General features: G+C 72.4%; 11 protein-coding genes. 10 read left to right on the top strand and 1 reads right to left on the bottom strand.

Annotated features, from left to right (window positions below):
* Positions 1-12: 12 nt before the first annotated feature.
* Entirely contained in the window at positions 13-732 is a 720-nt protein-coding gene (locus AB0B68_RS17540; RefSeq protein ID WP_357203466.1) for a GntR family transcriptional regulator, read from the bottom strand.
* Between the two features lie 113 nt (positions 733-845).
* Between AB0B68_RS17540 and AB0B68_RS17535 the strand changes: the two genes are divergently transcribed.
* The 10 genes from AB0B68_RS17535 (at position 846) to AB0B68_RS17490 (ending at position 11,604) form a co-directional block, all read left to right on the top strand.
* The gene (locus tag AB0B68_RS17535; RefSeq protein ID WP_357203469.1) at positions 846-1,685 is read left to right on the top strand and encodes a fumarylacetoacetate hydrolase family protein; all 840 of its coding nucleotides are present in this window, start codon (positions 846-848) and stop codon (positions 1,683-1,685) included.
* Between the two features lie 26 nt (positions 1,686-1,711).
* A complete protein-coding gene (locus AB0B68_RS17530; RefSeq protein WP_357261060.1) occupies positions 1,712-2,473 on the top strand; it encodes an SDR family oxidoreductase in 762 nt (253 codons plus the stop codon).
* Positions 2,474-2,485: 12 nt separating this feature from the next.
* Entirely contained in the window at positions 2,486-3,397 is a 912-nt protein-coding gene (locus tag AB0B68_RS17525; RefSeq protein ID WP_357203475.1) for a hypothetical protein, read from the top strand.
* Between the two features lie 154 nt (positions 3,398-3,551).
* Positions 3,552-4,550, top strand: coding sequence for an RNA polymerase subunit sigma-70 (locus AB0B68_RS17520; protein WP_357261057.1), 999 nt, complete (start codon positions 3,552-3,554; stop codon positions 4,548-4,550).
* Between the two features lie 5 nt (positions 4,551-4,555).
* Positions 4,556-5,296, top strand: a complete 741-nt coding sequence (locus AB0B68_RS17515) for a DUF6069 family protein (RefSeq protein ID WP_357261055.1) — start codon at positions 4,556-4,558, stop codon at positions 5,294-5,296.
* 134 nt (positions 5,297-5,430) lie between these two features.
* The gene (gene manD, locus AB0B68_RS17510; protein ID WP_145795781.1) at positions 5,431-6,660 is read left to right on the top strand and encodes a D-mannonate dehydratase ManD; all 1,230 of its coding nucleotides are present in this window, start codon (positions 5,431-5,433) and stop codon (positions 6,658-6,660) included.
* 107 nt (positions 6,661-6,767) lie between these two features.
* Positions 6,768-8,474: an ABC transporter ATP-binding protein gene (locus AB0B68_RS17505; RefSeq protein WP_357198794.1), complete on the top strand. Its 1,707-nt coding sequence runs from the start codon at positions 6,768-6,770 to the stop codon at positions 8,472-8,474.
* The gene (locus tag AB0B68_RS17500; RefSeq protein WP_357261051.1) at positions 8,471-10,378 is read left to right on the top strand and encodes an ABC transporter ATP-binding protein; all 1,908 of its coding nucleotides are present in this window, start codon (positions 8,471-8,473) and stop codon (positions 10,376-10,378) included. The genes AB0B68_RS17505 and AB0B68_RS17500 overlap by 4 nt, the downstream gene beginning before the upstream one ends.
* A 67-nt stretch (positions 10,379-10,445) precedes the next feature.
* Entirely contained in the window at positions 10,446-11,024 is a 579-nt protein-coding gene (locus AB0B68_RS17495; RefSeq protein WP_357198788.1) for a sigma-70 family RNA polymerase sigma factor, read from the top strand.
* 118 nt (positions 11,025-11,142) lie between these two features.
* Entirely contained in the window at positions 11,143-11,604 is a 462-nt protein-coding gene (locus tag AB0B68_RS17490; protein WP_357198785.1) for a hypothetical protein, read from the top strand.
* The last annotated feature ends 79 nt before the right edge of the window (positions 11,605-11,683 follow it).

Below are 11,683 nucleotides of genomic sequence, written 5' to 3'. Positions count from 1 at the left end.
CGTGGGGGTGGGTCAGGCCGAGTCGCGCGGTGTCGCGGGGGTGGGGAGCCGGTCGAAGGCGGGCAGGTGGCGCTCCCGGGCGGCGCTGAGGTGCGCCCGCATCGCCTCGGTGGCGGCTGTCGCGTCGCCGGCGACGATGGCGGCGGCGATGCGCTGGTGCTCGGTGTTGGTGTCCGCTGCGCCGGCGACCGGGAAGTACAGCCGGTGCAGGTGCAGGTGTGAGTGCAGCCGCGTGATGGTGTCCCGCAGCAACGGGCTGCCGGAGACCTCGGCGATCAGGTCGTGGAACGTCGCGTCCAGTGCGGTGAAGGCGGCGTGGCGGCGGTATCCGTCGCCGGCCTCCACGTCGATGCTCGCCGCCGCCTCGACGCTGATCCGTTGGCGCGCTTCGTCGGAGGCGTGGGTGGCGGCTCGCCCGGCGGTGGCGCCCTCCAGCAGTTGCCGGACGTCGAACAGGTCGTCGAACTCGGCACGGCTCAACAGTGGCGTCGTGGTGTAGCCGGAAAGCGGGCGTTTACGGACCAGGCCGTCGGCCTCCAGCCTCGCGAGGGCCTCACGGACGGGGGTGGGGGAGACGTCGAGCTCCCGGGCGAGCGCGTCGATGTTGACCCGCTCGCCGGGCGGAAGGATGTGGTCCATGACCAGCGTCTTTATCGACTCGTAGACGTCCTCGGCGAGGGTGAGTCGACGGGCGGGGCGGAGTCGGCCCTCGCGAGGTCTCTGCTGGGCCATCTCGTCTCCTCAGCGACCCCTTGACTGCGCCGGTGTGAGCGAGTACACATCGAGCCGAACAGCATCCTATAGGAGATTGGGTTCTTGGCGACCCAGGCGGTGGAGGTTGGTTCGTGAGATTCATGCGCGTCGGGCCGGTGGGACGGGAACGCCCTGTGCTGTACGTCGATGGGCGGCACTTCGACCTCTCGTCGCTCACCGTCGACATCGACGGCGAGTTCCTTGCCGGCGACGGCGTCCGGCGTGCCCGCGAGGCCACCGACCTGCCCGAGATCGACGTCACCGGGCAGCGGGTCGGCGCACCGATCGCCCGGCCGGGTGTGGTGCTCTGCGTCGGGCAGAACTACGCCGCGCACGCCGCCGAGTCCGGTGCCGCGCCACCGAGCGAGCCGATCATCTTCTACAAGGCGTCCAACACCGTCGTCGGCCCGTACGACGAGGTCCTCATCCCGCGCGGATCGACGAAGACCGACTGGGAGGTGGAGCTGGCGGTGGTGATCGGCCGAACGGCCCGCTACCTCGCCTCACCGGCCGACGCCCTCGGGCACATCGCGGGGTATGTGCTGTCCAACGACGTCTCCGAGCGGGACTTCCAACTCGCGGTCTCCGGCGGCCAGTGGTCCAAGGGCAAGTCCTGTGAGACGTTCCAACCGCTCGGCCCGTGGCTGGTCACGGCCGACGAGATCGGCGACCCGCAGGCGCTGCGGCTGCGCTCCTGGGTCAACGGCGAGCCCCGCCAGGACTCCAGCACCAAGGACATGATCTTCGACGTGGCGTACCTGGTCTGGCACCTGTCCCAGTACACCGTCCTGGACCCGGGCGACGTCATCAACACGGGCACCCCGGAGGGAGTGGGACTCTCCGGCCGCTTCCCGTACCTGGCCGTCGGCGATGTGATGGAGGTCGAGATCGACGGCCTCGGTCGGCAGCGCAACACGCTCCGGGACGCCTGATGCGGTGTGACGGTCTCGTGGCGGTGGTGACCGGAGGCGCATCGGGGATCGGCCTCGCCTGCGTGCGGGCGTTCGTCGCCGCCGGCGCCCGGGTGGGTGTCCTGGACCTGGAGCTGTCCGGGCTGCCCGAGACCCCCGGGGTGCTCGGCGTCCAGGCGGACGTGGCCGACCGGTCCTCCCTCACCGCGGCCGTCGCCTCGGTCGCGGAGACGTTCGGCGGCATCGACATCCTGGTGAACAACGCCGCCATCTCGGCCGTGGGCACTGTGGAGGAGAACGACGACGAGCAGTGGAGCCGGGTACTCGACGTCAACGTCTCCGGTGTGGCCCGAACCAGCGCCGTCGCCCTGCCCTACCTACGCCGGTCGTCGTCCGCCGCGATCGTCAACATCTCCTCGATCGCCGCGACCACAGGTCTGCCCAAACGCGCCCTCTACTCGGCGTCGAAGGGTGCCGTGCACGCCCTCACCCTCGCCATGGCCGCCGACCTGGTGACGGAGGGCGTCCGGGTCAACTGTGTCGCCCCCGGCACCGTCGACACGCCCTGGGTGGCCCGCCTGCTCGCCGGTGCGGCCGACCCGACGGCGGAGAAGCGGCAGTTGGCCGCCCGCCAGCCGACCGGCCGACTGGTGACCGCCGACGAGGTGGCCGCCACCGTCGTCTACCTGGCCTCGCCCGCGACCAGGTCGGTGACCGGTTCGTCGCTGCCGGTGGACGGCGGCATGTCCGGTCTGCGCCTGCCCGCCCCGGTCCCGCCCGTGGCCAATCCTGCCGAATCGGGCGCGTGACATGATTGCGGCATGGGGAAACAGCACGACGTCGGCGAGGCCGACCGTCACAGCGCGTCCGGCACCACCGCCCACCGTCCGATCGGTGGCGGCGCTGACGCTCGGCTCGCCCTCGCTCAGGACCCCACAACGCCACAAATGACCCTCATCGACCTGGCGTCCGACCCGTCGGTCCTGGTCCGCAAGGCGGTCGCCTCTCGGGCCGACGCACCCGCGCAGGCCCTGCGACCGCTCACCCGTGACCAGGATCGTCAGGTCCGGGAGGCAGTGGCGAGGAACCCCTCCACGTCGATCGCCAACCTCATGCGCCTGGTCAAGGACGACGACCGGTGGGTCCGCTGGGCCGTCGCCAGCAATCCGGCCTGTGACGAGTCGATCCGCCAGGTCATGGTGAAGACCTCGGACAAGGAGCTTCGCGGGCTCCTCGCGGAAAGTCGTCAACTGGAGCCGGAGCTGGCCGCCAAGCTGATCGACGACGTGTCACCCGAGGTGCGGGAACGACTCGGCACGCACACCCACGACCCCGACGTGATCGACGCCCTGCTGGCCGATCGCACCGCACGCGTCCGCAAGGGGGTTGCCCGCAACCCGCGGACCACCGCCGCGCAGCGCAGCGCGCTCGCCGCGGACCCGGTGGTCGACGTCCGCGCCGCGCTGGTGCGGGCCGTCGAGCTGAGCGAGGCGGACCTCGCCCGCCTGGTCGACGACCGCGCGGTGCAGGTCCGACTGGCGATGGCGACGTCCGAGTTCGTTCCGCCGCACATCCGGGAGACGCTTACCCGCGACGCCGACGAGATGGTGGCCAGCGCGGCACGGGACTACCGCCCGGGGTCGGGCACCGCCTCCGCCGTTCGGGCGCCCCGCATCGCGCACCGGCCCTCCGCCACCGGCCCGAGTCGATCGAGCGGCGGCACCTCGCACTAGCGCGACGACTGTCGCCTCCCGGCGACCCGTGCCTGCGGCCGGCGGGTCGCCTCCCGTCGCCTTCCAGGTCATCCAGAGCGACCTGGGTGATGAGTTGTCGCATCCGCGCCCGTCATACCTAGGACAGGACATGACGAGGCGGAAGGATGACGTGATGAGTGCGGACACGCGGCTGCAGGAGCTGGGCGTGAGCGGTCTGGGCGAGGTCGACGAGCCGGCGTTCTCGGGGCTGGCGCAGCGGCACCGGCGGGAACTGCACGTGCACTGCTACCGGATGCTCGGCTCGTTCGAGGACGCCGAGGACACCGTGCAGGAGACGTTCCTGCGTGCCTGGCGGCGGCGGGAGACCTTCGAGGGGCGGTCGACGTTCCGGGCCTGGCTGTACCGGATCGCCACCAACGCCTGCCTGGACCTGCTCGCCAAGCGCCGCCCGGAGCCGGCGACCGGCGGCGAGGTGCTGTGGTTGCAGCCCTACCCGGACCGGTTGCTCGACGAGCTGCCCGCTGGCGACGCGGACGAGCCGGAGACCGTCGCCGTCGCGCGGGAGACGATCGAGCTGGCGTACCTGGTCGCGGTCCAGCACCTCGCGCCGCGTCCACGGGCCGTGCTGATCCTGCGGGACGTGCTCGGCTGGCCCGCCAGGGACGTCGCGGAGCTGCTCGGGGACTCGGTCAACTCGGTCAACAGTGCCCTGCAGCGGGCTCGCGCCGGCATGCGGGAGCACCTCCCAGCCGAGCGGCAGGACTGGACCGGCGGCGACGAGGACGCCGGCACGCGCGAGCTGGTGCGGCGCTTCACCGACGCCAGCGTGGCCACGAACGTCGACGCGCTCGCAGCCATGCTGCGAGACGACGTCCGCTACGCGATGCCGCCCACGCCGGGCCTGTACGTCGGCCGCGACGCGGTGGTGAACAGCTGGGTCGAGGACGGCTTCGACGGCATGAAGGGCCTGCGTGCGGTCCCCACCTCGGTGAACCGCCAGCCCGCCGTCGCCTTCTACCACTGGCGGGAGCAGGAGGGCGCGTACCTGCCGTTGACGATCGACGTCCTGCGCATCACCGGCGGCGCGATCACCGAGGTCTTCATCTTCCACGACGACCAGTTCCCGCGGCTCGGGCTGCCGGAACGCCTGCCGGCGGACGGCACGGAGTAGTCCCGGTGCGGACGCTCACGCTGCACGGCGGCGCGCGTGCCGAGGTGGTCGCGGCGGAGTGGCACGACGCGTTCGGCGTGGTCACCAGCGGGCGGGTGCAGTTGGAGCTGCGCGACGGTGAGACCGGACCGGTCCTCGGGCGCGATGCCAGCTTCTGGCTGCGCGGCACCGGCGTCCGTGCGCTGTGCAACCCCGGCCGTCGCACGGCGCGAGTGCGTGTCTTCACGCCCGGCGTCGTCACACCTCAGTCAACACATCCGGTACGCCAGCCTCCGTCTGAAGGAGACGACATGAACAGCATGAAGGACACCGGGATCGTCGCCGGCCCGGCATCGGGCCCGCCCCGCTACACCCACCGATTCCGTTGGCTCGCCGGCACCGGCGTGATCGCCACGCTCGCGGCGATGGTGATCACCACCCTCGCCGCCGCGCTGGCCCGGGCCGCCGGCGTCGACTTCGAGATCCCCGATGGTGGCGAGACGATTCCGTTGTCCGGGATCGCCGTGGTGACCGGCTTCTTCTCGGTGGTGGGTGTCGTCATCGCCGTGGCGCTGCTCCGGTGGAGTGCTCGGCCCGCCGACCGGTTCGTGTGGACGGCGGTGGCCCTGACCGTGATCTCGCTGGTCCCGCCCCTCATCTCCGGGGCGAACGCGGCCACCGTCACCGCCCTTGCCGGGCTGCACGTCGTCGCTGCGGCGGTGATGATCCCGGTCCTGACCCGGAGCCTTCGCTCCCGGACCGACTGAACGTTGCTGCCTCCGATGAGCGGAGAGCCGGCCCACCGGGCCGGCTCTCCGCTCATCGGGCCGGTCGCCGGCCGCGCCGATCGCCTTTGTCAGCCTAGAATCCACCCCCGGTTCTGAAAGACGAAAGGCACCCCGTGAAGATCGTCGCAGCAGACATCATCGTGACCAGCCCCGACCGGAACTTCGTCACCCTCAAGATCACCACTGATGAGGGCATCACCGGTCTGGGCGACGCCACGCTCAACGGCCGCGAGCTCTCCGTCGCCTCGTACCTGCGCGACCACGTCGCCCCTCTGCTGATGGGACGGGACCCGCACCGGATCGAGGACACCTGGCAGTTCCTGTACCGCTCGGCGTACTGGCGGCGGGGCCCGGTCACCATGGCGGCCATCGCCGCGGTGGATGTCGCGCTGTGGGACATCAAGGCCAAGGCGGCCGGCATGCCGCTGTACCAACTGCTCGGCGGTGCGTCCCGCACCGGCATCATGGCGTACGGGCACGCGTCGGGGCGGGACATCCCCGAGCTGTTCGACTCGATCCGCCGCCACCTCGACGAGGGCTTCCGGTCGATCCGGGTGCAGACCGCGGTGCCGGGGATCAACGCCGTCTACGGCGTGGCCGCGCAACCCAGCGCCACTGGCCAGCGCTACGACTACGAGCCCGCGCAGCGCACCCCGCTGCCCGCCGAGGAGGACTGGGACACCCGCGCGTACCTGCGCCACCTACCGTCGGTCTTCGAGGCGGTGCGTGGCGAGTTCGGCCCGGAGTTGCCGCTGCTGCACGACGGTCACCACCGGATGACGCCGATCCAGGCCGCCAAGCTCGGCAAGGCCCTCGAACCGTACGACCTGTTCTGGCTGGAGGACTGCACCCCGGCCGAGAACCAGGAGGCGCTGCGGCTGGTCCGCCAGCACACCACCACCCCGCTGGCCATCGGTGAGGTCTTCAACACCGTCTGGGACTACCAGACCCTGATCCGGGAGCAGCTGATCGACTACGTCCGGTCCGCTGTCACCCACACCGGCGGCATCACCGCGATGCGCAAGCTGCTCGACTTCGCCGCCCAGTACCAGATCAAGTCGGGCATCCACGGCCCGACCGACATCTCCCCGGTGGGGATGGCCGCGGCCCTGCACCTGGACCTGGCCATCCACAACTTCGGGATCCAGGAGTACATGAAGCACACCCCCCTGGCCAACGAGGTGTTCCGGCAGTCATTCACCTTCACCGACGGCTACCTGCATCCGGGCGACCAGCCGGGGCTCGGGGTGGAGCTCGACGAGGAGGCGGCGGCCCGGTTCCCGTACGAGCCGGCGTACCTGCCGTTCAACCGGCTCAAGGACGGCACGGTCCACGACTGGTGAGCCGGGTGGCCGGCAGGCACTCCGGCGGCTGCGGCTGGCCGAGGGCATGTTAGGTTAGCCTGCCCTCACTTACTGGAGTCTGCCGCCATGCCCCCATCGATCCGAGCATGACAGTCGCCGAGGTCAGTGGGAGCGTGGTGCTCCGCCGCGCCCTGCGCCGACAGCGCCGTCGGGTGGTGCTCGGCATCATGCTGCTCTGCGCCCACCAGGCCACCGAGGCCCTCGTACCGGTCGCCATCGGCGTGATCATCGACCGGGCGGTGGCCACCGGAGACGTCGCCGCGCTGCTGCTCTCCCTCGCCGGCCTCGCCGCCCTGTTCACCGCCCTCGCCTTCGCCTACCGCACCGGCGCCCGGCTGGCCTACGCCGCCGTCGAACACGAGGCGCACGCGACCCGCGTCGAGATCGTCCGGAGCGCCCTCGACCCGCGCGGACACCGCTCGGGTCTACGCGATGGCGAGCTGCTGTCCGTCACGGCATCCGACGCTGAGCTGTCCGCGCTGGTCGTACGCGTCGCCGGGCTCACCGCCGCGGCGCTCACCGCGATCGTGGTCGCGGCCGTCGCGCTGCTCGTCGTCGACGTCCCCCTCGGGCTCGGGGTGCTCGTCGGCGTACCGCTGCTGGTCGTCGCCCTCCAGCGGATGGCGCCGTTGCTCACCCGGCGCAGCACGTCGCAGCAGGAGGCCCTCGCGGCCACGACGGCACTCGCCGTCGACCTCGTCAGCGGGCTGCGCGTGCTGCGCGGCATCGGCGCGCAGGACCACGCCGCCCGACGGTACGCGGGCTCCAGCCGGCACGCCCTCGACGTGACCCTGCGCGCCGCCACCACCAAGGGTCTGCACCTCGGCCTCACCACCATGGTCAACGGACTCTTCCTCGCGACGGTCGCCGGTGTCGCGGGCTGGCTCGCGCTCCAGGGTCGGCTCACCATCGGCGAACTCGTCGCCGTCGTCGGGCTGGCCCAGTTCATCGCCGAGCCGGTGCAGACGCTCGGGTACTGCGTACAACTGTTCGCCATGGCCCGGGCCTCGGCGGCGCGGGTCGCCCGGGTCCTCGGCGCGGCGCCGGTCCTCGCGCCGGGTGACGCCGGGCCGCCCACCCCGAGCCAGTCGCGGCTCGCCCTCGACGAGGTTTCGCACGCCGGCCTCGACGCCGTCAGCCTGCACGTCCGCGCCGGCGAGATCGTGGGCGTGCTCGCCTACGACCCGAGCGAGGCCGAAGCGCTTGTCGCGCTGCTGGCCGGCCGGGTGCACCACGCGGACCACCAGGGGACGCTGTACGTCGACGGCGTACCCGTCGAGGACCTGCACATCGACGCCGCCCGCGCCGTGGTCCTGGTGGAGCCCCACGACGTGGCGCTGTTCGAGGGCACCCTGCGCGCCAACCTCAGCGCCGATGCCCAGGTCGACGACACGGTCCTGCGGGCCGCCGTGCGGGCCGCCGCCGCCGAGGACGTGCTCACCGCACACCCGGACGGCTTCGACCGCCGGCTCACCGAGCGGGGAGCGAACCTGTCCGGCGGTCAGCGGCAGCGGATCGGGCTCGCCCGTGCGCTCGTCGCCGACCCACCGGTACTGGTGCTGCACAACCCCACCACTGCCGTCGACGCGGTGACCGAGGCACTGCTCGCCGAAGGGCTGGCCTCGGTTCGCGCGGCGGACACCCGCGCCACGGTGCTGATCACCACCAGCCCGGCCCTGCTGCACGTCACGCACCGGGTCGTCGTGATCGACAAGGGTCGGGTCGTCGCCGAGGGGCCGCACGAGCGGTTGCTCGCCAGCGACACCCGCTACCGCGAGGAGGTCCTGCGATGACCGACCCGTCGACCGCGAGCGGCGTCGAGGCACGGCAGTTGCTGCCGACGGCTACCGGCCGGCAGACCTGGGCCGCCCTCCGGACCGAGCTCGCCCGCCTGCCGGCACTCAGCGCCGTCGCCGGCACGTTGCTGGTCGCCGCGTCCGCGACCGGGCTCGTCGCGCCGTGGGTGCTCGGTCGTCTCGTCGACGACGTCATCGCCGGCACCGACACACCGCAGGTAGTGGCCTGGGCGGGCGTGATCGCGGGTGCGGCGGTGCTCGCGGGGCTCCTCACCGCGGCCGGAGCCGCAGTCGCCGCACGCCTCGGCGAGACAGTGCTGGCCCGGCTCCGGGAGCGGGTCCTCGACCGTGCGCTGCACCTGCCGTCGGCCACCCTGGAACGAGCCGGGACCGGCGACCTGGTGGCGCGGGCCGGCGACGACGTGGCAGTGGTGACGAACGTGATCGCCACCAGCGGCCCCGCCTTCCTCGGCGCGACGCTGTCCGTCGTGTTGACCGCGCTGGGGCTCTTCGCCCTCGACTGGCGGCTCGGCATCGCCGGGCTGGCCGCCGCACCGGCGTACGCGCTGGCGCTGCGCTGGTACCTCAAACGGTCGGTGCCGTACTACGCCCGCGAGCGGGTGGCGACGGGCGAGCGGACGCAGGCGACGGCCGAGGCGCTGCGCGGCTCGGCGACGGTACGCGCCTACCGGATGGAGGACGCGCACGTCGCCCGGATCGCGGCTCGCTCCGGCGTCGCCCGCGACCTGTCGCTGGAGATCTTCGGCCTGTTCACCCGGTTCGGGCTGCGCATCAACAGGTCCGAGTTCGTGGGGCTGGCCGCCGTGCTGCTCGCCGGCTTCCTGCTGGTCCGCGAGGACCTGTCCACCGTCGGTGCGGCGACCGCCGCCGCCCTCTACTTCCACCGCCTGTTCAACCCCATCGGCCTGCTGCTGTTCCAGTCGGACTCGGTGCTCCAGGCCGGCGCGAGCCTCGCCCGGCTCGTCGGGGTGACCACACTGCCGGACACCGCGTCGCCCGTCAGTCGCCGCCCGGCCCGCCCGCAGCGGCCCGAGCCTGCGGCGCTGGAGGTGACAGTCGCGCAGCACCGCTACGACGACGGACCTGTCGTGCTGCGGGACATCGCCCTGCGTCTCGCGCCCGGGGAGCGCGTGGCGCTGGTCGGCGCGAGCGGCGCGGGCAAGAGCACCCTCGCCGGCATCATCGCCGGCATCGTCGAGCCCAGCCAGGGTTCGGTGCGCCTACGCGGCGTGCCGTTGGCCGACCTCGGCGAACACCAGCTCCGGCGCGAGATCGCCCTGATCAGCCAGGAGGTGCACGTGTTCGCCGGACCGCTCGCCGAGGACCTGCGCCTGGCCGACCCGGACGCCACCGACGCCGAACTGACCCGCGCCCTCGACCTCGTCGGCGCCACCGGGTGGCTGCGTACCCTGCCGGACGGGCTGGCGACCGCGGTGGGGGAGGGCGGTCGGCAGCTCACCGCGGCGCAGGCCCAGCACCTCGCGCTGGCCCGCCTGGTGCTCGCCGACCCCGCCGTCGCGGTCCTCGACGAGGCCACCGCGGAGGCGGGCAGCGCGGGCGCGCGTGACCTCGACCGGGCCGCCGTGGCGGCCACCGAGGGCCGTACCACGTTGGTCGTCGCCCACCGGCTCAGCCAGGCGGCCACCGCGGACCGCATCGTCGTCCTGGACCAGGGTCGCGTCGCCGAGCACGGTACGCACGCCGAGCTGCTCGCGGCCGGTGGCGGCTACAGCAACCTGTGGCGATCCTGGCGTACGCCCGGCCCGGTGCCGCCGCCCGCCCGGGAGAACACCGAGCGGATCCAGGACCAGAGTCACCCGAATGTGGGAGCCCCGGGAACTTTTCCGGACCGGCCGGCGACAACCAGATTGCGCGGCTGACCGGCGGCGTCCCGACGACGGCCTCTCGGCCGAAAAGGAGCGCCCGTGGCACACAGGACGGTGGTCTGTGCGGACCGGCGGCGTTGACGACGCCCAGGTCACCCGGTGGGCGCAGGAGGCGGGCCAGGGCGACCGGCAGGCCGCGACGGCGTTCATCCGGGCCCTCCAGGACCAGGTCTGGCGATTCCTGTCGCATCTCGCCGGGCCGGGCGAGGCGGACGACCTGACCCAGGAGACGTTTCTGCGGGCATTCCGCAACCTCCCCGGCTTCGCCGGCCGCTCGTCGGCCCGCACGTGGGTGTTCACGATCGCCCGACGGGTCGCCGTCGACCACGTGCGCACGGCGGTGGCCCGGCCCAGGCTGGCGTCCGTGCCGGACTGGCAGGCGGCGGCCGAGGCCGCCGGGGCGATCACCGCCGGGGCCGACGAGAGCGTCACAGTGCACCAGCTGATCGCCGGCCTGACCCGCGAGCGCCGCGAGGCGTTCGTCGCCACCCAGGTGCTCGGCCTGTCGTACGCCGAGGCGGCGGAGATCTGCCAGTGCCCGGTCGGCACGATCCGGTCCCGGGTGGCCCGGGCCCGCGAGGATCTCGCCGCGGCCTGGCAGCTCGACAGCGGCCCGAGCCACGAGCGCCGAATCGGCTGAGGGCGGATTCCACAGGCACCGCGCGGTGTCGCCCTCCGCCTGCCTGCTGCGGCGACAGGACCGACCCGCATGATCAACGGGATGGACGAGGCGGACGGCGGTTCCTAAGATCACGCCGGTGAACACCGAACCTCTCAACGTCGCCGGCGTAGCTGGCCCGATCGTCATCGCCACCAAGGCGCTCTTCGGCCACCCTGCCGTCACCGTCGGCGGAGTGCCGGCCCCCAGGACGGGCAGGCGTTACGCGTTGCCAACAGTGGACGGTGGTGTCGTCCAGGCAACGGTACGCACCGTTCTCGCCGACCCTTACCCAACTGTGGAGATCAACGGTGTGCAGCACCGGACCGGGCCCTCCATGCCGATCTTCCTGCGCATCCTGGTGCTGCTGCCGATCCTGCTGTTCACCGTCGGCGGCATCCTGGGCGCGCTGGTCGGGGCGTTGGGCGTCTGGGGAAACCTGACAGTTGCCCATACCCGGATGACACCCGCCGTCAAGGCGCTCGCCATGGTCGGCGTCGGCATCGGCGCGGTCATCGTCTGGCTCGCCATCGCCGTCGCACTGAACGTGGCGCTCAGCTAGACCGCCACGCACCTCACCCCCTTCCACACGTCAGCACCACCGGTCGACGACCGGTGGTGCTGACGTGGTGCGGGCGTTC

The sequence above is a fragment of the Micromonospora sp. NPDC049049 genome (assembly GCF_040649115.1).
Classification (GTDB): Bacteria; Actinomycetota; Actinomycetes; order Mycobacteriales; family Micromonosporaceae; genus Micromonospora.
The sequence above is the reverse complement of the archived record's forward strand: the minus strand, read 5'-3'. Positions and strand labels throughout refer to the sequence as shown.

Bases quoted from the DNA above. Each gene is read 5' to 3' on its own strand.
- AB0B68_RS17520 (WP_357261057.1), top strand. From the start codon at position 3,552: ATGAGTGCGGACACGCGGCTGCAGGAGCTGGGCGTGAGCGGTCTGGGC.
- AB0B68_RS17540 (WP_357203466.1), bottom strand. From the start codon at position 732: ATGGCCCAGCAGAGACCTCGCGAGGGCCGACTCCGCCCCGCCCGTCGA.
- AB0B68_RS17505 (WP_357198794.1), top strand. From the start codon at position 6,768: ATGACAGTCGCCGAGGTCAGTGGGAGCGTGGTGCTCCGCCGCGCCCTG.
- AB0B68_RS17500 (WP_357261051.1), top strand. From the start codon at position 8,471: ATGACCGACCCGTCGACCGCGAGCGGCGTCGAGGCACGGCAGTTGCTG.
- AB0B68_RS17525 (WP_357203475.1), top strand. From the start codon at position 2,486: ATGGGGAAACAGCACGACGTCGGCGAGGCCGACCGTCACAGCGCGTCC.